Origin of the sequence: Streptomyces sp. NPDC003038, from assembly GCF_040611115.1 — a bacterium.
Classification (GTDB): Bacteria; Actinomycetota; Actinomycetes; order Streptomycetales; family Streptomycetaceae; genus Streptomyces.
The window spans coordinates 93,315-116,881 of the sequence record NZ_JBEXNN010000011.1 but is presented as its reverse complement, the minus strand read 5'-3'; the positions used below and the strand labels follow the sequence as shown (position 1 = coordinate 116,881).

At 72.7% G+C, this 23,567-nt stretch carries 17 protein-coding genes and 1 riboswitch; of the genes, 7 read left to right on the top strand and 10 right to left on the bottom strand.

Translation table 11 applies throughout. From position 1 onward, the window contains the following. Positions 1–2: 2 nt before the first annotated feature. Positions 3–175, bottom strand: a riboswitch (cyclic di-AMP (ydaO/yuaA leader). A 276-nt stretch (positions 176–451) separates the two neighbouring features. Both ABZX75_RS16555 and ABZX75_RS16550 read right to left on the bottom strand, forming a co-directional pair. Further along, on the bottom strand, positions 452–1,531 hold the full coding sequence (locus tag ABZX75_RS16555; protein WP_355410900.1) for a transglycosylase family protein: 1,080 nt from the start codon (positions 1,529–1,531) through the stop codon (positions 452–454). A 92-nt stretch (positions 1,532–1,623) separates the two neighbouring features. After that, entirely contained in the window at positions 1,624–2,871 is a 1,248-nt protein-coding gene (locus tag ABZX75_RS16550; protein ID WP_355411049.1) for a cytochrome P450, read from the bottom strand. A gap of 237 nt (positions 2,872–3,108) precedes the next feature. On the opposite strand from ABZX75_RS16550, the gene ABZX75_RS16545 reads away from it, so the two are divergent. Next, a complete protein-coding gene (locus tag ABZX75_RS16545; RefSeq protein WP_355411047.1) occupies positions 3,109–4,320 on the top strand; it encodes a globin domain-containing protein in 1,212 nt (403 codons plus the stop codon). A 14-nt stretch (positions 4,321–4,334) separates the two neighbouring features. On the opposite strand, the gene ABZX75_RS16540 is transcribed toward ABZX75_RS16545, so the two are convergent. The 4 genes from ABZX75_RS16540 to ABZX75_RS16525 form a co-directional block, all read right to left on the bottom strand. Further along, entirely contained in the window at positions 4,335–5,396 is a 1,062-nt protein-coding gene (locus ABZX75_RS16540) for a nucleoside triphosphate pyrophosphohydrolase (RefSeq protein ID WP_355410898.1), read from the bottom strand. A gap of 28 nt (positions 5,397–5,424) precedes the next feature. Next, positions 5,425–6,048 carry a SurA N-terminal domain-containing protein gene (locus ABZX75_RS16535; protein WP_355410896.1) on the bottom strand — a complete coding sequence of 208 codons (624 nt, stop codon included), beginning with the start codon at positions 6,046–6,048 and terminating at the stop codon, positions 5,425–5,427. A 292-nt stretch (positions 6,049–6,340) separates the two neighbouring features. Further along, positions 6,341–7,927: a serine/threonine-protein kinase gene (locus tag ABZX75_RS16530; protein WP_355410894.1), complete on the bottom strand. Its 1,587-nt coding sequence runs from the start codon at positions 7,925–7,927 to the stop codon at positions 6,341–6,343. Beyond that, a complete protein-coding gene (locus tag ABZX75_RS16525; RefSeq protein WP_355410892.1) occupies positions 7,924–8,553 on the bottom strand; it encodes a hypothetical protein in 630 nt (209 codons plus the stop codon). The genes ABZX75_RS16530 and ABZX75_RS16525 overlap by 4 nt, the downstream gene beginning before the upstream one ends. A 219-nt stretch (positions 8,554–8,772) precedes the next feature. Here ABZX75_RS16525 and ABZX75_RS16520 point away from each other — a divergent pair, with 219 nt between their 5' ends. Then, entirely contained in the window at positions 8,773–9,615 is an 843-nt protein-coding gene (locus tag ABZX75_RS16520) for a hypothetical protein (protein WP_355410890.1), read from the top strand. Between the two features lie 166 nt (positions 9,616–9,781). Here the strand turns inward: ABZX75_RS16520 and mfd are convergent, their stop codons facing one another. Next, positions 9,782–13,309: a transcription-repair coupling factor gene (mfd, locus tag ABZX75_RS16515; RefSeq protein ID WP_355410888.1), complete on the bottom strand. Its 3,528-nt coding sequence runs from the start codon at positions 13,307–13,309 to the stop codon at positions 9,782–9,784. A gap of 261 nt (positions 13,310–13,570) precedes the next feature. Here mfd and ABZX75_RS16510 point away from each other — a divergent pair, with 261 nt between their 5' ends. From ABZX75_RS16510 to ABZX75_RS16500, 3 genes are all read left to right on the top strand, one after another. Further along, entirely contained in the window at positions 13,571–13,840 is a 270-nt protein-coding gene (locus ABZX75_RS16510) for a type II toxin-antitoxin system prevent-host-death family antitoxin (protein WP_355410886.1), read from the top strand. Continuing rightward, the gene (locus ABZX75_RS16505; RefSeq protein ID WP_355410884.1) at positions 13,837–14,211 is read left to right on the top strand and encodes a type II toxin-antitoxin system VapC family toxin; all 375 of its coding nucleotides are present in this window, start codon (positions 13,837–13,839) and stop codon (positions 14,209–14,211) included. The genes ABZX75_RS16510 and ABZX75_RS16505 overlap by 4 nt, the downstream gene beginning before the upstream one ends. Before the next feature lie 199 nt (positions 14,212–14,410). Further along, positions 14,411–15,673 carry a DUF2079 domain-containing protein gene (locus ABZX75_RS16500; protein WP_355411045.1) on the top strand — a complete coding sequence of 421 codons (1,263 nt, stop codon included), beginning with the start codon at positions 14,411–14,413 and terminating at the stop codon, positions 15,671–15,673. Between the two features lie 67 nt (positions 15,674–15,740). Here ABZX75_RS16500 and ABZX75_RS16495 read toward each other — a convergent pair whose 3' ends face one another. Next, positions 15,741–18,329 carry an FtsX-like permease family protein gene (locus ABZX75_RS16495; RefSeq protein WP_355410882.1) on the bottom strand — a complete coding sequence of 863 codons (2,589 nt, stop codon included), beginning with the start codon at positions 18,327–18,329 and terminating at the stop codon, positions 15,741–15,743. Next, positions 18,326–19,144: an ABC transporter ATP-binding protein gene (locus ABZX75_RS16490; RefSeq protein WP_355410880.1), complete on the bottom strand. Its 819-nt coding sequence runs from the start codon at positions 19,142–19,144 to the stop codon at positions 18,326–18,328. Before ABZX75_RS16490 ends, ABZX75_RS16495 begins: the two co-directional genes overlap by 4 nt. A 335-nt stretch (positions 19,145–19,479) precedes the next feature. Here ABZX75_RS16490 and ABZX75_RS16485 point away from each other — a divergent pair, with 335 nt between their 5' ends. Both ABZX75_RS16485 and ABZX75_RS16480 read left to right on the top strand, forming a co-directional pair. Continuing rightward, a complete protein-coding gene (locus ABZX75_RS16485) occupies positions 19,480–21,126 on the top strand; it encodes an MFS transporter (RefSeq protein WP_355410878.1) in 1,647 nt (548 codons plus the stop codon). 92 nt (positions 21,127–21,218) lie between these two features. Beyond that, positions 21,219–22,346 carry a hypothetical protein gene (locus tag ABZX75_RS16480; RefSeq protein ID WP_355410876.1) on the top strand — a complete coding sequence of 376 codons (1,128 nt, stop codon included), beginning with the start codon at positions 21,219–21,221 and terminating at the stop codon, positions 22,344–22,346. A gap of 248 nt (positions 22,347–22,594) precedes the next feature. On the opposite strand, the gene ABZX75_RS16475 is transcribed toward ABZX75_RS16480, so the two are convergent. Beyond that, positions 22,595–23,467 (bottom strand): cellulose-binding protein, encoded by an 873-nt coding sequence (locus ABZX75_RS16475; protein WP_355410874.1) that lies wholly within the window; start codon positions 23,465–23,467, stop codon positions 22,595–22,597. Between the last annotated feature and the right edge of the window lie 100 nt (positions 23,468–23,567).

Below are 23,567 nucleotides of genomic sequence, written 5' to 3'. Positions count from 1 at the left end.
GAGTTTCTCCTCACCGACGCCTACGAGGTGAGCTGTCGGGTTCGGGCGGATGAGTTGCCCGGCCGCGCGACCTAGCGCGCGGCTTAACCCCTAGCCGGTGGCGTGACCGTCTTTCAACGGCCGCTCCCGGCGCCTACCTTGGTTCCCCCGCTCCTGCCTTCGGCGCTTGACGCGACGACTGTTCCCTCCGTCCGCCGGCAGGATTCGGCGATGCGGTCGAAGGAGCCCGCGGTGGCGGGCGATTCAGAAGGTAGCCAGGTCTCTCCCCGATGTTCAACGAGCGACATCGGGGAGAAACGGCCCCTACTTGCGCCCTTCGCAAGGGCGTTTGCGCAGGTGAGGACCGGGTTTGCGGGAGCTCCGGGGAGTGACACGCCAGTTGACCGGAAGAGACACATGTCTCACTTGCGGAAAACGGACAATCAGACCTTTCGGTGCGCCCGAAGTGCCCCTATTCCGCGGTTAGATCCAGGTTTTGGCCGGGCTTGATCAAGTTGGCGTCCTCGCCGATGACCTGCTCATTGGCCGCGTAAAGCGCGTTCCAGCCGCCCTCGAGTCCGTTGGCGTCCGCGATGGTCGCCAGGCTGTCGCCCGACTTGACGGTGTACGTGGGCTCCGACAGCGCATCAGAGACGACGGGCAGCTCGACGGCGGGCGTACCGCGGTGCTTGCCGCCGCTGCCGTCCGTGGAGGGAGCCGGGGCGGTGGGGGCGGCCGGCGCCGTCGGGTCGGCCGAGGCGTCCGGGGAGGGCGAGGTGGAGGGCGGCGTGGTGGGCGCGGTCGGATCCGCCGGGACCGTGGGCGCACCGGGGTCCACCGGCGCCGTGGTCGGGTCGCCCGGTCCCGGGAGCACCGGAGCGGTCGTGGGGTCGCCCGGGAGAACCGGAACCGCGGTCGGGTCGCCCGGGAGCACCGGAGCCGTGGTCGGGTCGTCCGGCGGCGGCATGACGGGCAGTCCGCTGGACGGCGCGAGCGGGCCCTCGGGGATCCCGTACGACGGGCTCTCGGACGGGCTCGGCGCCACCGGGGTGGGAGCCCCGTAGTCCCTGGCGGGCGCGCCGGGGTCGGACGGTACGGCCACGTCGGGACGGGACGGGGTCGGGGCGACGGAACCGGAACCGCCGGGCAGGCCGGGGTCCACCTCGGCGGCGGGGCCCTGCTGGGTCAGCCCGGCCGACGCCGCGCACAGCGGCCACGCCTGCGGTCCCTGCGAGGCGAGCACCCGCTCGGCGACGGCGATCTGCTGGGACCGGCTGGCCAGGTCGGGCCGCTCGGCGAAGTCGAGGCCGCCCGCGCTGCGCCACTGCTCCTGGGTGAACTGGAGCCCGCCGTAGGCGCCGCTGCCGAAGTTGGCGCTCCACGTACCCCCGCTCTCGCACTCGGCGACCTTGTCCCACGTGGAGGTGTCGGCGGCGGTGGCGCTGGTGGCGGCGAGCAGTGGCAGGGCAAGCGCGGAGCCAGTGACTCCGGCTGTTACCACCAGCGCGGGGACCTGGCGGGGGCGTCTGTGGCGGCCGTTCCCGGAACGCATGAGGCTGTACCTTTCGCATAACGGCGGGGTAACGGCAGAACCTAGCGGCCTTCGAACGATTGTCACAAGTTCCGACAGAAACTGACTTCGGGTCAGTCGGCTCCACCGGCTCCGGGAGGCGTGAAGCGGACGGGCAGCGTGCGCAGGCCGCGCATGATGAGCCCGCCGCGCCAGCGCAGTTCGGCCGGGTCCACGGCGAGCTCCAGGTCCGGAAGGCGCGTCAGCAGCGTCGCGAGCGCGGTCTGCCCCTCCAGCCGGGCGAGCGGGGCGCCCAGGCAGTAGTGGATGCCGTGCCCGTAGCCGAGGTGCTGGTTGTCGGTGCGGGACAGGTCGAGGGTGTCCGGGTCGGCGAACCGCTCGGGGTCCCGGTCGGCGGCGGCGAGGACCACCAGGACCGGGTCGCCGACCGCGATGTCCTGGCCCGCGAGGGTCAGCGGCTCGGTGGCGAACCGCCAGGTGGCCAGCTCCACGGGGCCGTCGTAGCGCAGGAGTTCCTCGACTCCGGTGGCCAGCAGGCCGCTCTCGCCGGCGGCCAGGGAGCGCTGGAGCCGCTCGCGCTGGTCGGGATTGCGAAAGAGGGCATAGAGCCCGTTACCCACCAAATTGACGGTGGTTTCGAAACCTGCGAAGAGAAGGATGAAGGCCATCGCGGTGGCCTCGCCCTCGGTCAGGTGGTCGCCGTGGTCGCTCGCCCGGATCAGGTCCGAGATCAGGTCGTTGCCCGGATCATCCCGTTTGCGATGGATGAGCTCGCCCAGGTAGGTGCGCATCTGCTTCACCGACCGGGCCACCCCGCCGCGCGGCCCGCCGCCGTGCCGGATCATCATGCCCGCCCAGTCGCGGAAGTCGTCCTGGTCCTCGCGCGGTACGCCGAGCATCTCGCAGATGGCGTAGATGGGGAGCGGGAAGGCGAACTCGTGGATGAGGTCCGCCTCGCCCTTCGCCCCGGCCCCCGCCTTTTCGACGATCTTGTCGATGAGGTGGTCGGTGAGCTCCTGCACGCGCGGGGCGAACTCGGCGACCCGGCGCGGGGTGAACGCCTTCGACACCAGCCGCCGCAGCCGGGTGTGGTCCGGCGGGTCGATGTTGAGCAGATGCGTCATCAGCTCCGCCTTGCGCTCCCCGGGGATCCCGGTCTTGCCCTTGGCGTGCGCCGGCTCGGCGTGGTGCGCGGGGTTCTTGCTGAGCCGCTGGTCGGCGAGGGCCTGGCGGGCATCGGCGTACCGGGTGACCAGCCAGGCCTCGACCCCGCTGGGGAGCTTGGTGCGGTGCACGGGGGAGTTCTCGCGCAGCCAGGCGTAGGCCGGGTAGGGGTCGGTCGCGAACTCCCAGTCGAACAGGGTCGGGCCCCGGCCGGAAGGAGCGGCGGCCGGGGCGTCGGCTGGTGTCTCGGCCGGGGCGTCGGCTGGGGTGTCGGCCGGGGTGTCGGCTGGGGTTGCGGGGGTCTGCTCGTGCACCCGATGACCGTATCCCGGTCCCAAGGGGTGCCCCGTATGCGTGGTTCGTCGCGGCTGTCCGTAGATCCGCCATTCCTTGACCTCGGGTTGTCCGACATTCCTACTTTCGGTTTTGTGGATGTGAGGATCTTGAGCAGCAGCTTCGCGGTGGTGGAGAGACGGGCCGAGCACGCGGTCAAGTTCTTCTACACCCACCTCTTCTGGCACAACCCCGGGATCCGTGACCTCTTCCCGGCTTCCCCCCAGGACATGGAGCGGCAGCGCGACCGGCTCTTCGCCGCGCTCACGCACGTGATCGCCCACCTGGAGAACGAGACCCTCCTCCCCTATCTCCACGACCTCGGCCGCGACCACCGCAAGTTCCTGGCCGGTCCCGAGCACTACGCGGCCGTCGGCTCCAGCCTGCTCGCCGCGCTCGCCGAGGCCTCCGGCGGGGCCTGGACCCCGTACGTGGAGAAGGCCTGGGCCGAGGCGTACCAGGTGATCGCCGACGCGATGATGTCCGGAGCCGCCGCGAGCGGGGATCCGCCGTGGTGGGACGCGGAGGTCGTGCGCCACCTCCGGTACGGGGAGGACATCGGCGTCCTGACGCTGCGGCCGCACGCCCCGCTGCGCCATCTCCCCGGCCAGTACGTGAGCGTGAGCAGCGACCGGGTCCCGACGACCTGGCGCACGTACTCCATCGGCAACGCGCCCCGCCCGGACGGCACGCTGGACCTGCACGTCAGCCGGATCGGGCAGGGGCGGCTCAGCACGGCCCTCGTCCGGGACGTCCGGCCGGGCGACATGCTGCGGCTCGGCTCCGCCGGCGGCCGACTGGTGTTGCGCCGTGAGGACCGCCCGGTCAGCCTCATCGCCGCCGGCACCGGCTGGGCGCCGATCCGGGCCATGCTGGAGGACCTCGCGGAAGACCCTCCCGATCAGGACGTACGGCTCTTCGTCGTCGCGCGGGACGCCGCCCACCTCTACGACCGCCCGCTCATCGAGGAGTACGCCGCCTCCTGCGGCTGGCTCGCCGTCACCTACATCACGCCCGCGCCCGGGCAGCACCGCAACCAGGCCACCGACCGGCTCGCCACCGCGCTCGGCCACCGGGGCATGTGGCCCGACCAGGACGTCTACCTCAGCGGCCCGGCGCCGTTCGTCGAGGAGACCGCGTACCTCCTGGAGGAGCTGGGCGCCCACCCCGGCCGCATCTTCTACGACTCCGTACCCGCCGGTGGCAGGGGCCACGAACCCGGCGACCGCCCACTGGGCTTCGGCGAGTGGTTCCTGAACCGCCCGTCGCCGCACTGGCACAACCCCGCGGCCCGCGCGCCGGGCCCCTGCTGAACCGCCGCTGAGGGCTACGCGCCGACGCCCTCGGCCGCCCGGATCGCGTCCCGGTAGACGCGGGCCGCGGCGCGCAGCGCGGTCTCCGGGTCCACCCCCTGCGCCTCGGCGCGCGCCGCCAGCTCCAGCAGCTCGTACCCGATGCCCTCGCCGCGGGGCAGTTCCACGGCCACGCCGCCCGCGCGGACCCGTCCGGCGAGCTTGGACGCGAGCGCGAGACCGGGCTGGCCCAGCGGGATCCCGTCGGTGACCGACTCGCGCTGCTTCTCGACCGCCTTGGTGCGCTGCCAGTGGGCGTGGACGTCTTCCGGGGTGTGGGCCTCGGCGTCGCCGAAGACGTGCGGATGCCGGTGGATCAGCTTCTCCACCAGGGTCCCGGCCACGTCGTCGATGGAGAAGGCCCCGCCCGCGTTCTCGTCGGCGTCCTCGTCGGCGTCCTCGTCGGCGTCCCCAGCCTCCCCGCCGCCCTCCTCCGCGATGCGGGCGTGGAAGACCACCTGGAGCAGGACGTCGCCGAGCTCTTCGCGCAGCTCGTTGCGGTCCCCGGCCTCGATGGCCTCAACGAGCTCGTACGCCTCCTCGATCGCGTACTTGGCCAGGCCCCGGTGGGTCTGGGCGGAGGTCCAGGGGCACTCGCGCCGGACCCGGTCCATGACCTGGACCAGGTCGAGCAGGCGCGCGCCCGGCAGATCGTACGATCCGGGCAGCAGCTCCAGGTCGGGCATGGAGACCCGGCCGGAGCCGACGAGGCGTGCCAGCCCGTCGGTGAGCCGCTGGTCTCCCTCACCGCCGGGGAGCACCACGACGGTGCGCCCGCCCGCGCAGGCCTCGACGAGCTCGTGCGCGTCCGGGGTCTCGTACGCGACCTCGATGCCCGCCTCGCGCAGGTACGGCAGCTGCGGGTGGCCGGGGTCGGCGCACAGGACCCGGTCCGCGGCGTGCAGGGTCTGCCACGCCGGCCAGGACAGCACGCCGGGGGCGACCCGGTGGCTGGTGGTCAGCAGGACGATGCGGCCGGTGGGCTCGGCGGGTGCGGGCCCGGCCGGGGCAGGCTCGGCGGATGCGTGGTCGGTCACCCTTCGAACCTACCTCTGCGGCGCCGCGTCAGGCTCCGGCGGGGGCCTGCTCGGGGCGGGTCTTCTGGGTGATCCAGGGGGTCTGCCCCTCGCCGAGCTGGAGCTGCTGGGCGTCCCAGGCGCCGTAGCGGGGATTGACCTCGATGCGCAGTGCCTTGGCGGCGGCTGCGGCTGGCTCGGTGAGCTTCCCGCTGCCGTACTTGGTGTTCAGCTTGGTGAGCAGGACCCGGTCCCGGAGGAAGCGGTCGACCTGGCCGGGGGCGGTGGCGGCCTTCTGCAGCAGCAGCGCCTCGAACTGCTCGGCTCCGCCGTTGTCCTCGACGTACGCCTTGCGCTCGTCCTCGATCTCCTTGGGGGAGACCGTGAGGGAGGCGGTCTCGGCCATCTTGTCGATGATCCGGCTCTGGAGCATCGAGCCGAGCTTGATCCGGTCCAGGCCGGGGGTGCTCGCGATGAGCTCGGCGGCGGCGTCCCCGGAGCGGTTCTGGGCGGCGCGTACGTCCTTCACCTGGGCCTGGACCGCGGAGGTGGTGATCCGTTCGCCGCCGACGACGGCCGCGGTGCCGGGGCGGGCCTGGCCCGAGCAGGCGGACAGCAGGGGGGCCGCCAGGAGCAGGGCGGTGGAGACGGAGAGCGCTGTGCGACGGTGCAAAGGAGCCTCCAGGGCCGGGAGATGGTGCGTCGGTGCAGAGGGGGCGTCCTGTCGACCGGACCGGGCGCCGCGGGCGTCGCGGGCCCCGCCCGGTCGACAGGACACCCCCTCAGGCCGTGCGGTGATCGATGGTATGCAGTCGAGGTGGTCCGGGCCACCGGTTCGACCAACGATTCCGCAGGTGTCGGGGTGCGTGTTCACCCGGCGGCCATCCTCCGGGCCTCCTGCCGGGCACGGCGGTGGCGGGCGCGGCCCTGGCCGCCCTGCTCGGCCTGGCGCTCCGGCGGCGGCGTCAGCGCACCTGACCGAGCCAGTGGAGGGTACGGCGGACCTCGGCCGGGAAGGGGTGGGCGGGGCCGTGCAGGCGTTCCGCGTCGAACAGGAGCCGGGCCAGGGTGTCGTGGGCCGCCGGGCGGTCGCCGAGGGAGAGCAGCAGGTGCGCTATCCGGCGGCGGACCTCGAGGGGGAGGCCGGGGTCCGGGTTGGCGTAGTGGTTCTCGAACAGCGGGAGCAGCGCGCGGTATTCCGCGAGGGCGGCCGCCGGTTCGCCGAGCTGTTCCAGGCACTGGGCCGCGTCGTAGCGAAAGCGCAGGACCTGCGGGTCACCGGCGGAAAGCTCTCCCCCCGTCTTCGACGGGGAGGTGCCCCCCGCAAGGCGGCGCAGTTCCGGCAGGGCGCGGCGGTACTGGCCGTCGTCCATCAGCGTGGCCGCGTACTGCTTGCGCAGGGAGCGGACCACCGGGGAGTTTTCGCCGTGCTCGGCGGCGGCCGCCGGGAGGATGCCGCCCAGGATGTCCACGGCCTGGGTGAGCAGGCCCTCGTCGAGGAGCTTGCGGGCCTCGTCCACGGCGCCCGGGATGTCCGGCCGGGGCGGTGTCGTGGGCGTCGCCGGCGTCATCGGCGGGACGGTCGGGCGCGGCGGGATGAGAGCCGCGGCGCTGTCCGGCCAGGGGGCGTGCGGGCGCAGGAAGGGGCGGGTCGGGTCGAGGGGACCCGTCCCCCGGACCCGGCCCGGGTGGACTCCCGGGGCGCCGCTGCCGCGGGCGGGCAGGAGCGGGGCGAGGGCCTCGTAGACCTCCTGCGCGGAGGCGGGGCGGTCCTGCGGGTCCTTGGCGAGCATGCGCAGGAGGACCGCCTCCAGCTCCTGCGGGACCTCGGGGCGCAGCGGGCGGATGGGGGCCGGCGGCTCGTACAGGTGGCGGTGCAGGACGCCGAGGGCGGTGGATCCGGCGAATGGGACGGTGCCGCTGAGGAGTTCGTACAGCAGCACGCCGAGCGCGTAGAGGTCGGTGTGGGGGCCCACCGCGCCGCCCATGGCCTGCTCGGGCGCCATGTACGCGGGGCTGCCGATCGGCGAACCGGTGCTGGTGAGGCGGGTGGTGTCGGTGTCCATCACCGAGGCCACGCCGAGGTCCAGGACCAGGACGGTGCCGTCCGGGCGGACCATCACATTGCGCGGCTTCAGGTCCCGGTGCACGATCGGCACCGCGTGCACGGCGGACAGCACCGCGCACAGCTGCGCGACGACGCAGACCGCCCACGGCCAGGGGTACGGGTGGTGCTCGGCGAGGTGGTCGGCCAGGTCGGAGCCCTCGACGTGGCCCATGACGAGGAAGAGCTCGTCGCCGTCGCTGCCCGCGTCGTGCACCGTGACCAGACCGGGGTGGTCCACCTGCGCCGTGACCCGGCACTCGCGCACGAAGCGGAGGCGCAGCTCCTCGGCGACCGCGCCCGGGCCGGCGACCTTGTCGGGGCGCAGCAGCTTGACGGCGACCCGCCGGTCCAGGCGCTCGTCGTACGCCGTCCAGACCTGGCCCATGCCGCCCTGGCCCAGGATGCTCGCGAGCCGGTAGCGGTCGCCGATGAGGCGGTCGGTCACCGGTGCGGGTCCTCTTCGCGGGGCGGCTGCCGCGGGTGCGGCGTCTGCTTGCGCAGGAGTTCGCTGAGCTCGTCGAGTTCGGCGCGGACCTGCCCGATGCGGGGCGGCGCAGTGGGCTGCGGCGGCTGCGCGGGGACCTGGTGCGGCGGCTGCGCGGGAGCCTGGTGCGAGGGCCGCGTCTGCTGCTGCGGCGCCGGCGGGTAGCCGTACCCCTGGGTCGTCTGCTGCGGGACCCCGTAGGGCGCGGGGCCCTGCGGGTACCAGTGCGCGGACCGGGCCGCGGCCCTGGCCTCGTGGTGGCGGATGTCGGAGTAGAGGAAGTAGACGCAGGTGACGAGACCGGTCAGGATCACGCCACCCGCGCCGGTGTTGCCCTGCCAGCCGTTGGTGTCGGGCGTGGGGTCGGCGCCGATCAGCGCGAGCCAGCTCACGCTGAGGACGCTGACGAGCACGAGCAGCGCCCAGTCACGGGGCTTGCGGGTGAGGATCGCGAGCCGCAGCATCGTGCCCCAGGCCAGGAACCCGCAGCTCAGGACGGGCAGCAGGGCGAACAGCACACGCAGCGCCACCACGCCCCCGGTACTGGGCTGGGGGCCGTGTTGCGGCGGGAGGCCGGGGGCGTGCATCGCTGCTCCTGACGGGCCGTGCGGAAGGGGTTTCGGGTCTGAGCGTATACAGCGTTTCCGGCCGTCGGTGAGGGGATGTCCCAACCGTTGTACGGATGCCGCCCGGCAGTTCCGCGGGCGGCGTCCGGCGGCGCCGCCCGGCCCCGGAACAACCGGGGCGCGAGCGGCGCGTGGGGACGGCTAGTGTCGGGTCGACAGTTGTTCCAGGGGGGAATGCACATGCGTAGCGGGACGATCGCCGCGACGGCGCTCGGCACGACGGCCCTGTTCGCGCTGACGGCCTGCGTGCCCGGGTCCGGCGGGGACAAGGCGGCGGAGATCGGGAGGGCGGCCCGGGCTTCGGCCGGCGCCACGGCGCCCGCGCCTACGGCCTCCGCGCCGGCCAAGGGTTCGGACGGGATCGAGGGCATGTCCGGCGCCGACATCCTGACCCGGTCCTACGAGGTCACGCGCAAGGCCGAGTCGGCCCATGTCGTCGCCAAGGTGCGGGACCAGGGCAAGCCGATGGAGATCGACCTCTCCCTCGACAAGAAGGGGAACTGCAACGGCGTCATCCGGCTGGAGGGCATGGGCACGATGACCCTCGTCAAGTCGACGGAGCTCATCCACTTCAAGGGTGACGCCGCCTACTGGCGGGGCACGGCCAAGGCCAAGAGCGCCCCGAAGAAGCAGACCGACCAGATGGTGGCGACGCTCGCCGACCGCTGGGTGCGGATCCAGACCTCCGATCCCCGCGCCGCGACGATGACGAGCAGCTGCGATCTGGACAAGCTGACGGGCCACTTCGGCAAGGGCAGCCCGCTCGCGCGCAAGGGCGAGACGGCGACCGTCGACGGCAAGCAGACGCTGGCGATCACCTCACCGGCCAAGCAGGGAATGCAGACCGACTACGTGGCCACCCAGGGCACGCCGTACCTGCTGAAGTCCGCCATCTCCGGGGACACGACCGGGGAGATCTCCCTCTCCGGCTTCGGCGCCCCGGTCGACGTGACCTCGCCGAAGGACTCGGACATCCTCGACCTGTCGAAGCTGGGCGGCGGCGTCCCGGGCGAAGCCGTCTGAACCAGGGGGCTCCGCTCCCCCGGCGGGCGGATCACCCCGAACGGCGTGCGGCCGCGGCCGGGGACCGTCACGTCCCCGCCGCGGCCGCCGCCGTCGCACGGGCTCGCGCCGTCGCACGGGCTCGCGCCGTCGCACGAGCTCGCGCCGCCGGACCGGCCTAGAGGGCCTAGCCGAGGATGGTGGTGAGGAACTCCCCCGTCCAGCCCAGCAGTTCGCGGCCGACCAGCGGCTTCCCGCCGATCTTCCCGGTCTTCGGCCGCGGGATCAGCACCTGCGAGGTGGCGGGCTTGAGGACCGCCCCCGGGTACAGCCGCTTGAGGCGCAGCTCCTGCGACTCGCGCAATTCCACCGGCCCGAAGCGGATGTTGGGCCCCTGGAGGGTGATGTCGGCGACCCCGCAGGCGCGGGCCAGCATCCGCAGCCCGGCCACCAGCAGCAGGTTCTCCACCGGCTCGGGCAGCTTGCCGTAGCGGTCGGTGAGCTCCTCCCGTACGGCCTTGACGTCCTCCTCCGAGTTGGCGGAGGCGATGGACCGGTAGGCCTGTAGGCGCAGCCGCTCGCCGGGCGCGTAGTCGTGCGGGACGTGCGCGTCGACCGGCAGCTCGATCTTGACCTCCAGCGGCGGCTCCTCCTCCACCCCTCCCTGGACGGCGGCCCGGTAGTCGGCCACCGCCTCGCCCACCATGCGGATGTACAGGTCGAAGCCGACCCCCGCGATGTGGCCGGACTGCTCGCCGCCGAGCAGGTTGCCCGCGCCGCGGATCTCCAGGTCCTTCATCGCCACGTACATGCCGGCGCCCATCTCGGTGTGCTGGGCGATCGTCGCGAGCCGCTCGTGGGCGGTCTCGGTCAGCGGCTTCTCCGGCGGGTACAGGAAGTACGCGTAACCGCGGTCGCGGCCACGGCCGACGCGGCCGCGCAGCTGGTGCAGCTGCGAGAGGCCGAAGTTGTCGCCGCGCTCCACGATGAGGGTGTTGGCGTTGGAGATGTCGATGCCCGACTCGACGATCGTCGTGGAGACCAGCACGTCGAACTTCTTCTCCCAGAAGTCCACCACGACCTGTTCGAGGGCACTCTCCCCCATCTGGCCGTGCGCGGTCGCGATGCGCGCCTCGGGCACGATCTCGCGCAGCTTGGCGGCGGCCCGGTCGATGGACTCGACCCGGTTGTGGATGTAGAAGCACTGGCCCTCGCGCAGCAGTTCGCGCCGGATGGCCGCGCCGATCTGCTTCTCCTCGTACGGGCCGACGAAGGTGAGCACCGGGTGCCGCTCCTCCGGCGGGGTGGTGATCGTCGACATCTCGCGGATGCCCGTCACCGCCATCTCCAGGGTGCGCGGGATCGGGGTCGCGGACATGGTGAGCACGTCGACGTTGGCGCGGAGCTTCTTCAGCTGCTCCTTGTGCTCGACGCCGAACCGCTGCTCCTCGTCGACGATGACCAGGCCCAGGTCCTTGAACTTCGTCTCCTGCGAGAAGAGGCGGTGGGTGCCGATGACCACGTCCACCGAGCCCTCGCGCAGCCCTTCCAGGGTGGCCTTGGACTCGGCTTCGCCCTGGAAGCGGGAGAGCGCCTTCACCTTCACCGGGAACTGGCTGTAGCGCTCGGAGAAGGTGCCGAAGTGCTGCTGCACGAGGAGGGTCGTCGGCACGAGGACGGCGACCTGCTTGCCGTCCTGGACCGCCTTGAACGCCGCTCTCACCGCGATCTCGGTCTTGCCGTAGCCGACGTCGCCGCAGACCAGCCGGTCCATGGGGACCGACTTCTCCATGTCCTCCTTGACCTCGGCGATGGTGGTGAGCTGGTCGGGCGTCTCCGCGTACGGGAAGGCGTCCTCCAGCTCGCGCTGCCAGGGGGTGTCGGGGCCGAAGGTGTGGCCGGGCGCCGCCATGCGCGCGCTGTAGAGCTTGATGAGGTCCGCGGCGATCTCCTTGACCGCCTTCTTGGCCCGCGCCTTGGTCTTGGTCCAGTCGGCGCCGCCGAGCCGGTGCAGGGTCGGGGCCTCGCCGCCGACGTACTTGGTGACCTGCTCCAGCTGGTCGGTGGGGATGTAGAGGCGGTCGCCGGGCTGGCCGCGCTTGGCGGGTGCGTACTCGACCAGGAGGTACTCGCGGGTGGCGCCCTGGACGGTGCGCTGCACCATCTCGACGTAGCGGCCGACACCGTGCTGTTCGTGGACGATGTAGTCGCCGGCCTCCAGGGTCAGGGGGTCGATCGTCTTGCGGCGCCGGGTCGGCATCCGGCCGAGGTCCTTGGTGGCGGTGCGCTGGCCGGTCAGGTCGGTCTCGGTGAGGACGGCGAGCTTGAGGGCCGGGTCGACGAAGCCGTTGCCGAGGGAGCCGCAGGCCACGTGGACCAGGCTCGGCTCCAGGGTGCGCAGGTCCGCCTCCAGCCGGGCCGGGATGCCCTCGCCGCCGAGGACCTCCACGGTGCGGGCGGCCGGGCCGTGGCCCTCGGTGAGGTAGACGGTGTGCCAGCCGTCGGCGATCCAGGCCTTGGTGTCGGCCAGCGCGCGGGCGGTGTCGCCCCGGTACGCCTCGGGGGCGTGCATGCCGAGCTTGAGGACATCGCCGCCCGCCTCCTCGTCCGCGGCGAAGGGGGAGACGGACCACCACATCATGCCCAGCTCGCGGGCCCGGTCGCGGACGTCCGCGATGCCGCGCAGCGAGGCGGCGCCGACGTCGATGGGGGCCTCGCCGCCGCCGGCGGTGGCCGCCCAGGAGGCCATGAGGAACTCCTGCGAGGTGGCGACCAGGTCCGCGGCGCGCGTGCGCACCCGCTCGGGGTCGCAGACGACGGCCATCGACCCCGCCGGCAGGACGTCGATCAGCAGCTCCATGTCGTCGACCAGGACCGGGGCCAGGGACTCCATGCCCTCTACGGCGATCCCCTCGGCGATCTTGTTCAGCAGTTCGCCGAGCTCGGGGTGCGCCTCGGCGAGGGCGGCGGCACGCTCCCGTACCTGGTCCGTGAGCAGCAGCTCGCGGCAGGGCGGGGCCCACAGGCCGTGTTCGGCGACCTCCAGGGACCGCTGGTCGGCGACCTTGAAGTAACGGATCTCCTCGACCTCGTCGCCCCAGAACTCGATGCGCAGCGGGTGTTCCTCGGTGGGCGGGAACACGTCAAGGATGCCGCCGCGCACGGCGAACTCCCCGCGCTTCTCGACGAGCTCGACACGGGCGTACGCGGCGGCGGCCAGCGCCTGGGTGATCTCGCCGAGGTCGACGTTCTCCCCCTGGCGCAGGCTCACGGGTACGAGGTCCCCGAGCCCCTTGACCTGCGGCTGGAGCACGGACCGGATGGGCGCGACGATCACGCTGACGGGCCCGGCGGCCGGGTCGTCCTTGCTCGGGTGCACGAGCCGGCGCAGTACGGCGAGCCGGCGGCCCACGGTGTCGCTGCGCGGGCTCAGCCGCTCGTGCGGCAGCGTCTCCCAGGAGGGGTAGTCCGCCACCTCGTCGGGCGGCAGCAGCGAGCGCAGCGCGGCGGCCAGGTCCTCGGCCTCCCGCCCGGTGGCGGTGACCGCGAGCACGGTCCGCTCGGTCTGCCGCGCCAGCGCGGCGATCGTGAAGGGCCGCGCGGCGGCGGGTCCGACCAGGTCCACATGCATGCGGCTGCCGTCTCCGGCCGCCGTGACCGCCTCGGCGAGGGCGGGGTCCCGGGTGACGGCATCGAGCAGTCCGTGCAAGCTCATGAAGGGGCTTTCCGTCCGATGGAGTGCTTGAAGGGGCAACGCGAAGGGCCCGACACGTCACACGGGCCGGGGTTTCCAAGCCTACGCCCGCCCGTCTCCCGACCCCCGCCCCTCACGGAATCGCTGCGCGCCGCCGCTTCTGCCTCCGTTCCCCCGCGCGGGGGAACGGTATCCCCCCTGGGCGTGACGGAGCTGGCGCGGACTGGGCCGATCTGATTAAGCTTGGCCCAGTAGTTAGTCCACCTCGGCCCTGGAGCTCCCATGGAAGCGGCCCGGCAGTACAACGTCCACGAGGCCAAAACGAACTTCTCCAAGATCCTGGAGGCGGTCGCCACGGGCGAGGAAGTGATCATCAGCAAGGCCGGCGAGCCCGTAGCGAAGGTGATCCCGCTCGCGGGAAAGGTCTTGCGGACCTCACGTGGATCCGTCCGGGAAGCCGTTGTCTTCGCCGAGGACTTCGACGACATGTCCGACGACGCCGGCTTCGCCGAGGCCTTCGGACTGCTCCCCCCCGCCGAGGCAGCCGAGTGAAGCTCCTGGCCGACACCCACGTCATCGTGTGGTGGCTGATGGACTCGCCTCAGTTGACGGAACAGGTCAAGCACCTGCTCGACACCGAGCGACTCGTCTACGTGAGCGCCGTCACCCCCTGGGAGCTGGCGGTCAAGCAGGCCCTTGGCAAACTGGACGGCCCGGAAGACCTGCCCGAACGAGCCAGGGACTGCCAGCTCCGGCCGCTCCCCATCACTGCCCTGCACGGCATCCGGGCAGGCCAGCTCCCCTTCCACCACAGGGACCCCTTCGACCGGATGCTCATCGCCCAGGCCCAGTCCGAAGGGCTGACCCTCGTCACCCGGGACAAGTTCATCCCGCTCTACGATGTCGACGTACTGACCGTCTGAGCTCGCCGCGTCGCTCGCGCAGGAGTTCACCCCGCCCGGCCGAGGGAGCACCAGTCCCGTGACGCGTGACGCGATAGCCCGCCCTGCGTCCGCCGCTCCCCCCGTGCGGCGGGAGGGCACCCGGTGGGCGGGGCCCTACCTGGTGGCCGCGGGTTTCTTCCTCGTGTACCTGGTGCTGTCCGTCGGGCGGTTCCGCCGGATGGACTGGACCTCCTGGGACCTGGGGATCTTCGAGCAGGCCATCCGGGCGTACGCGCACCTGCAGACGCCCGTCGCCGACCTGAAGGGGCCCGGGGCGAACATCCTCGGCGACCACTTCAGCCCGATCATCGCCCTGATCGCCCCCCTCTACCGGGTGTTCCCGGGGCCCGTGACCCTGCTGGTCGCCCAGGCCGCGCTGTTCGCGCTCTCCGCCGTCCCCGTCACCCGGGCCGCCGGGCGGCTGCTGGGACGGCCGCGCGGACTCGCCGTCGGGGCCGCGTACGGGCTGTCCTGGGGCATCCAGCGGGCCGTGGAGTTCGACTTCCACGAGATCGCCTTCGCCGTACCCCTGCTGGCCTTCGCCCTGGAGGCGCTGCTCGCCCGGCGCTGGCGCGCCGCGCTGCTGTGGGGGCTGCCGCTGCTGCTCGTCAAGGAGGACCTCGGCTTCACGCTCGCCGCCCTGGCCGTGGTGGTGGCCTGGCGGGCCATGCCCGGCGACCGGCGCGCGGGCTGGACCGCGCTGGCCGTCGCCGCCGGAGCCACGGTGGCCGCCGTCCTCGTGTTCACGGTCGTCATACCGGCCTTCGCGACCGCGGGCTACGGCTACTGGGACAAGATCGGCGGCGCCGGTCCGCTCGACGGCCTCTCCACCAAGCTCCCCACCCTGGCGTGGGTACTGATCCCCACCTCCGGGCTGCTCGCGCTGCGCTCGCCGCTGCTGCTGGTCGCCGCCCCGACCCTCGGGTGGCGGTTCCTCTCCGGGGACGAGCACTACTGGTCCACCGACTGGCACTACAGCGCCGTCCTGATGCCGGTCGTGACCCTCGCCCTCGTCGACGCCATCGACACCGTCCGGCGGGGCCACCGGCCCAGGCTGCGCGCGTACGCCCTCCACCTGCCCACCGCCGTCCTCGCCGCGGGCCTCGCGCTCAGCGCCACCACCCTGCCGACCGCTCAGCTCGCCGAGGCGCGTACGTACGAGAAACCCGCCCGCGCCGGGGCGATCGAGCGGCTCCTCGCCCAGATCCCGGACGGGGCCAGCGTGGAGGCCGACACCACTCCGTTGACCCGGCTGACCTCGCGCTGCCGCGTCTTCTGGATCGGCGGCTCCCGCGGGGTGGTCCCGGACTGGATCGCGATCGACAACTCCTCCCAGTGGGCCGGAGAGGACCCGACCGCCTACGCCCGCCAGCTGCACCCCGGCGAGCGGTTCACGCTCGTGGACGAGGCCGGGGGGATCGTCCTGATGCGCAGGGGCTGAACGGCACGGCGCCGGTCCGGGACCCAAGGTCCCCGACCGGCGCCTCCCCCGTACGACCGCGGCCGTCCTACTCGCTCGCGATCGCGTTCAGGATGTTCATCCGCCCCGCCCGGAAGGCCGGGACCAGCGCGGCGAACAGGCCCACGAAGGCCGAGGCGGCGAACACCCCGAGGATCGTCGGCCACGGGATCTCCAGCACCTTCAGGCCCTCCAGCGCGAGCAGCTGCTGCGCGGTGGCCCCCCACCCCATGCCCAGCCCGAGGCCGAGCAGGGCGCCGAAGAGGGCGATGACCACCGACTCCAGGCGGATCATGCGGCGCAGCTGGCGGCGGGAGAGGCCGATGGCGCGCATGAGGCCGATCTCCCGGGTCCGCTCGACCACCGACAGGGCGAGGGTGTTCACGACGCCCAGGACCGCGACGACGATGGCGAGGGCGAGGAGGCCGTAGACCATGTTCAGCAGGGAGCCGACCTCGTCCTTCAGTCCCTGCTTGTAGTCGGACTGGTTGAGGACCTTGTACTGCGGGTACTGCGCCAGCGCCGCCTTGACCTCGGCGTACGCGGCCTCGGCCTGACCGTCCTTCGCGGTGGCCAGCAGCATGAAGGGGCGCGGCATCCGGTCGGCGGGGAGGTTCGCCTCGGCGACCGCGGTGCTGACGTACTTCATGGTCTTGTCGAGGCTGCCCTCGTCACTGGTGATCGCCGCGACCTTCAGCTTGACGGTGCTGCCGCCGGTGAAGGCGACCGTCAGCTCGTCACCGAGCTCGATGTGGTGCTCGGTGGCGTAGATCGAGCCGACCGACATGGAGTCCTTGCCGTACGCCGCCGCGTGCTCCCCCGCGACCATCTCGCGGCGGATGTCCTTGGCGTACGTCGGGTCGGTGGCGCCCAGACCCACCTCGCTGGTGGTGCCGTCGGGTGCGGTGATCTTCGCCCGCACCTGCCGGTAGGCGGTGACGTGGTCGAGGCGGGCGGAGGCGCGCAGCGCCTCCTCGGCCTGCGGCATGACGGGCTGCCCGGTCGTGGCGTTGACGATGTAGTCGGCGCCGACGGACTTGTCGAGCTCGTTGGTGGCGGAGGCCACCATCGAGGAGCCCACCACCGACAGGCAGGCCACCAGGGCGAGCCCGATCATCAGCGCGGCGGCGGTTGCGCCGGTGCGGCGCGGGTTGCGCAGGGCGTTGCGCTCGGCGAGGCGGCCGACGGACCCGAAGGGCCGCAGCACCACGCCGGACAGCACCCGTACGACGCCCGCGGCGAGCAGCGGGCCGATCACGATGAAGCCGACGAGGGTGAAGACGACGCCGAGGCCGAGCCACAGGCCGCCGGCCTTCGCCTCTTCGGCGCTCGCGGCGAGGAGGAGGCCGGCTCCGCCGATGCCGGTGAGGACCAGGCCGAGGACGGCGCGGACGATGCCGGCCTTCCTGTCGCCGGGGGTGCCCGCCTCGCGCAGGGCGGCCATCGGGGAGACCTTGCTGGCCCGGCGGGCCGGGACGAAGGCGGCGATGACGGTGACGACGATGCCGAGGAACAGGCCGATGACCGGGGTGGTCCAGGCGATGGTGAGCTCGTCCGTGGACAGGTTCATGCCCATCTGGCCCATGAGCTTCATCAGCCCGATGGCCAGGCCCACGCCCGCGCCGACGCCGAGGACCGAGCCGACGATGCCGAGGAGGAAGGCCTCGACGATGACGGACTTGAGGACCTGCCCGCTGTCGGCGCCGATGGCGCGCATCAGGCCGATCTCACGGGTGCGCTGGGCGACCAGCATGGAGAAGGTGTTGAAGATCAGGAAGATGCCGACGAGGAAGGCGATCCCGGCGAAGCCGAGCATCACGTACTTCATGACGTCGAGGAAGGAGCCGACGTCCTTGCGGCCCTGGTCCGCGGATTCCTTGGCTGTCTGCAGCGTGTAGGTCTCGGCGCCGACGGCGGACGCGATGTTCTGCTTGAGCTGCTCGTCACTGACGCCGTCCTCGGCGGTGACGTTGATGTTGGTGAACTGACCCGTAGCGCCGAGCAGTTCGCGCTGGGCGGTCTCCGTGTCGAAGTAGACGATGGTCGCGCCGGGGTTGGTCATCTTGAAGGTGGCGATGCCGGAGATCGTGGCGCGGAAGTCGCCGGTGACGGCGATGGTGCGCAGCTCGTCACCCATCTTGAGCTTGTGCTTCTTCGCCGTGTCGGCGTCGATCATCACCTCGGTGGGGCCGCGCGGCGGGTGACCCGAGCTGACCTCCATCGACGTGAGCTCGTTGTCGTTCCAGCTGGCGGCGATCGTGGGAGCGCCCGAGGTGGGGCCGACGTTCTTGTTCTCGGCGTTGACGACCGTGACGGACATCGAGATGACGCTGCCCTGGGCCGACCGGACGCCCCGCACGGCGGAGACCTTCTCGACGGCGTCGGCCGGCAGGGTCGCCGGCCGGCCGCTGCTCGGGTTCTCCACGTCGTCCTCGGCGGACCCGGCGGCGGCCTTGGCACTGACGGTGACGTCGGCGCCGGTGGTCGTGAAGAGCTTCTCGAAGGTGGTGTTCATGGTGTCGGTGAACACCAGGGTGCCGCAGACGAAGGCGACGGAGAGCAGGACCGCGACGGCGGAGAGCGCCATCCGCCCCTTGTGCGCGACGAAGTTGCGCCGCGAGGTCTTCAGGACGGTCATGAGGTCCGCCCGCGTGCGTCGAAATCGGGGGTCTGGGGGCGCCCCCCGGAAAAGCGCAGCATGCGGTCGAGGACCTGGTCCGCGGTGGGCCCGTACATCTCGTCCACGATCCGGCCGTCGGCCAGGAAGATGACGCGGTCCGCGTACGAGGCGGCGACCGGGTCGTGCGTGACCATCACGATGGTCTGGCCCAGCTCGTCCACCGAGCGGCGCAGGAAGCCGAGGATCTCGGCGCCGGCCCGCGAGTCCAGGTTTCCGGTCGGCTCGTCCCCGAAGATGATGCTGGGGCGGGCGGCGAGGGCGCGGGCGACCGCCACGCGCTGCTGCTGGCCGCCGGAGAGCTCGGTCGGGCGGTGCTTCAGCCGTCCGGCGAGGCCTACGGTCTCCACGACCCGGTTCAGCCACTCCGCGTCGGGCTTGCGGCCCGCGATGTCCATGGGGAGCGTGATGTTCTCCAGGGCGTTCAGCGTGGGCAGCAGGTTGAACGCCTGGAAGATGAAGCCGATCCGGTCGCGCCGCAGCCGGGTGAGCTTCTTGTCCTTCAGCCCGGTGATCTCGGTGTCGTCCAGGTGGATCTGACCGCTGGTCACCGTGTCGAGACCGGCGAGGCAGTGCATCAGCGTGGACTTGCCGGAGCCCGAAGGGCCCATGATCGCGGTGAACTCGCCGCGCCGGATGTCCACGTCCACCTCGTCGAGGGCGACGACGCGCGTCTCGCCGGAGCCGTAGGCCTTGACGACCTCGCGGGCCCGGGCCGCGACGGCTTCATGGCCTCCAGTGCCCCCGTGCCTGGTTTCGGTCACAGCCGTTGTCACGGTGTCTCTCCTCGTTCGATTGCGCGCGAGCACCTCGCCGCGCTGCGTACGTCGCCGTCATGAAGTCTGTGGCGGGAGGGTCTGGGGCGCGCTGGTGCCCATCGCCGTGTCCGCCCGGGGGTTAACCCCACCCCCGGCCCCGCCTGTATGAACCAGTTAAGGACGCGCCGGAGGCTTCTTCCTCCTCCGCCCGGACGAAAGACCCCTGGCCCCTTGTGCGGAGCGGCCCCTAGGGGTTCTCCACCCTCCGGGCGAGCCGCCGTGCGGGATACCGCGGGGTATGCCCGTGGTGAGAAGGTGTTCCCCGCATGTGCGTGCAGGGGGAAGGAATCTCGGTGGGCTCAGGAGAGAGCGCGAGCGGCAGCCCGGACGGCATATCCGGAAAGGCTTCGGACGGGGTGAGCGGAGGGACGGTTTCGGCCACGGGCGACACCGGGGCCGCCGCGACCCGGCCGCCGGCCAGACCGTCCGGCAGACCACCCGGCAGACCGCCGGCCGCGGTCGTCGCCTCGCTGATGCTGGGCATGGCCCTCGTCGCCCTCGACAGCACCATCGTCGCCACCGCCGTCCCGCAGATCGTCGGCGACCTCGGCGGCTTCTCCGTCTTCTCCTGGCTCTTCTCCGGCTACCTGCTGGCCGTCACCGTCACCCTGCCCGTCTACGGGAAGCTCTCCGACACCTTCGGCCGCAAGCCCGTACTGCTCTTCGGCATCGGCCTCTTCCTCGTCGGCTCGCTGCTGTGCGCGCTCGCCTGGAACATGGCCGCCCTCATCGCCTTCCGGATCATCCAGGGCCTGGGCGGCGGCGCCCTCCAGGGAACCATCCAGACCCTGGCCGGCGATCTGTACCCGCTCAAGGACCGGCCGCGGATCCAGGCCCGGATGTCGGCGGTCTGGGCCACCTCGGCCGTCGCCGGCCCGGCGCTCGGCGGGCTGCTCGCCGCGTACGCGCACTGGCGCTGGATCTTCCTGATCAACCTGCCGCTGGCCGCCCTGGCCCTGTGGATGATCGCCCGCCACCTGGCCGAACCCGTACGGTCCCCAGGCCGCCGGGGCCCGATCGACTGGGCGGGAGCGCTGGGCGTCTTCGCCTGCGGCGGGCTGCTGCTCTTCGCGCTGGTGCAGGGCGGGGTGGCCTGGCCCTGGCTGTCGGCGCCCTCACTGGCGCTGCTGGGAGGAAGCGCGGTGCTGGCCGCGGTTGTGGTCCGCGTCGAGCGCCGGGCCGAGGAACCGATCCTCCCCGGCTGGGTGTGGCGCCGGCGCACCATCGCCGCCGTCAACCTGGCCATGGGCGCGCTCGGCCTGCTGATGGTCGCCCCGATGGTCTTCATGCCGACCTACGCCCAGTCCGTACTGGGCCTCGGACCCATCAGCGCCGGCCTGGTCATGTCCGTGATGACCCTGAGCTGGCCCATCAGCGCCGCCCTCAGCCAGCACGTCTACCGGCGCATCGGCTTCCGGAACACCGCGGCCGTCGGGATCGCCCTGGCCGCCGTGATCCTCTACTCCTTCACCCTGCTCCCGTACTCCGCCGAGCCGTGGCAGCCCGCGCTGATCATGCTGCTGCTCGGCGGCGCCCTCGGCCTGTTCCAGCTCCCGCTGATCGTCGGGGTGCAGTCCACCGTGGGCTGGGCGGAGCGCGGGACCACCACTGCCTCGGTGCTGTTCTGCCGGCAGCTCGGCCAGAGCGTCGGAGCGGCCTTGCTGGGCGCCGTCGCCAACGCGACCATCGCGGCCCGGCTGGTGGACTCCCCCGTGCCGGGACTCCCGGGCAGCCTGGACGACGTGGCGAGGGCGCTGGAAGAGCCGCGACTGCTTCCCCGGGCCACCGCCGACTACCTGCGCGAGGCGGTGGCCGCCGCCGTGGACCACATCTTCCTCGGCGCGACGGCGGCGGCCGTGGCCTCACTGCTGGTCCTGCTGCTGGTGGCGCCGCGGAAGTTCCCGGTACTGCCGGAGCAGGGGGAGCACCGGGAGGAGTGACGAGCCGTCACCGGCGCATGCCGGTGCGGCTTGTCACGGCCGGGGCCAGTGGGTAAGTCTCTCGTCAGGACCGACCGTTTCCGGGGGACGACATGGCTTCCACACTCTTCGCGCTCGCGTTACTGGCCGCCTTGGCCGGGCCGATCGGCCGGCGGCTCTACCGCCGCCCGGGCTTCATCACCGGCCGCGACGGCCGCCTGTCCACCTCGATCACCCTGGCCCTGGCCTGGACGGTGATCCTGCTCTGGCTGCTGCTCACGATCCTCGTGTACGGGCTCACCGCGGGCGGCGGCGTCGACTGGTTCCAGGGCGAGCACGGCCCGCTGTCCACGCTGACGACGGTGTACCTGCCGCTGCTCGGGGGCCCGTACGTGGCCCTGATCGCGGCCAAGACGGTCGTCGGCATGCGCGTGGAGAGCGGCGGCATGGCCAAACCGGCGCCCAAGCCCACCGCTTCGGGACGGCGGCCGCTGCGGGAGCTCATCGCGAACGACAGCGGCCGGACGGACCTGATCGACCTCCAGTACGTCGCGCTCAGCGCGGTCACGATGCTGTACGTGGTGCTGTTCTTCCTCGCGGACGTGGGCGGCGGACTGCCGCGCCTGCCCGCCGAGATGTGGGCCCTGACGGGCGCCCCGGCCGGGGCCTACCTGATCAACAAGATGGCCACGCGGGCGACTCCGGTGATCACCGACGTCACGCATGAGGCCGGCCTGCTGACCGTCGCGGGCGGCGGCTTCGCCCCTGACCCCGCGGGGCGGCCGGCGCAGCTCAGCGTGGACGGCGCCGTGCTTCCGGCCGCCCTCGACCCCGTGACGGGCGCCCTGACGGCCCCCCTCCCGGCCGCGACGGAGCCCCCCTTCACGGTGGTCGCCACGGCGCGCGGCCTGCGCAGCGACCCGTACCGATACGCCCCGACGGCCGCGGTCGCCTCCGCGACCCCGATCGCTCCTGCGCCCCTTCCCGAGGCGGCCCCCGCGGCGCCCGTCGCTGCGGTCCCGGTCGCCCCGACGGCCTCGCTCGCTCCGGTTGCTCCTACGCCCCTCGCCCCGGCGGCTCCGGCTGTCCCGATCGCCCCGACGGCCTCGGCCGCTGCGGCGGCACCGGTCGCTGCGGTCCCCGTCGCGCCGGCGGTCTCGATCGCTCCGGCGGCTCCGATCGCCCTGCCGGCGCAGCAGCAGACCGGAGGACTGGACACCGATGAGGCCGTCTCGCCCTGAGGGCCGGGTACTCGGTGCGGGGTGCCGCTGCGCGGAGCTGGTCCCCGTCCCGCAGGCACACCGCCCCGTCGGCGGTGTCGAGGCGCGTGGGTGGGGCGGGGCTCGCGCGGGGGCGGGGTGGCGGCGGGGGCGGGGCTCGCGCGGGGGCGGGGTGGCGGCGGGAGCGGGGCTCGCGCGGGGGCGGGGTGGCGGCGGGAGGGGGGTGGCGGCGGGAGCGGGGTGGCGGCGGGAGCGGGGTGGCGGCGGGGCTAGCCCTCCGCCGGGGTGCGGCCCGTCAGGGCCGCCAGGCTGGCGCGGACGTGGTTCATGTGCGCCCGCATCTCCTCCTGCGCCTCCGCGTGCTCCCGCAGGATCCGCTCCGTCTCGCGGCCGATCCGCTCCTCCTGGACCCGGGCCGCCGCGAGGAGCTCGTGGGCCTGCGCCTCCGCGTCCTCCTGGCCGTGCCGCGCCGACTCCTCCGCCTCCGCGAAGCCGCGCCGGGCCTCCGAGAGCCGCCCCTGCGCATACCGCTCCAGCTCCGCGTGACGGGCCTCCAGCTCCGCCTCCCGCGCCGCCAGCTCCCGCTCCGCCGCATCCCAGCGCTCCGCGTGCTCCTGCTCGCGCTCGGCCAGCAGCGCGTCCGACCGCCGCCGCATCTCCGTCAGCGCCGTCTGCGCCTCCGTCCGCCATGCCGTCGCCTCGTCCCGCGCCTCCGCCCGGAGTTCGTCGGCCTCCCGCTGCGCCCGCAGCAGCCCCTGCCGGGCCCGGACTTCCGTCTGCTCGCGCACCGCGTCCGCGTCCTGACGCGCCAGTTCCGCCGCCCGGTCGGCGTGTGCCTCGGCCGCACCCAGCGCCGCGGACGCGTCCACCCGCGCGTCCGCCCGTACGGCGTCCGCCTCCTCCTGCGCCAGGAGCAGGATCCGGCGGGCCCGTTCGCTCAGCTCCTCGTACGTCTGCGGGGCCAGCGTGGACACCGCCTCACGCAGCCGCGCCGCTTCGCCTTCCATCCGCTTCGCCAGGACGGTCAGCCGTGCCACCCGCTCCCAGGCCTCGTCGCGGCTGCCGGAGAGCCGGGCGAGATACCGGTCGACCTCTTCGATGCGATAGCCACGGCCACGCACGGTCGCAATGGGTGCACTCATCCTGGAAGCGCCTCTCTCGCGGGGATTCCTGTCAAGGATGCGTCATTTGCGCGCAGAAGCCGGAATGGCCGGGCCGAGACCCTGTTCGAGGGTCTCCACC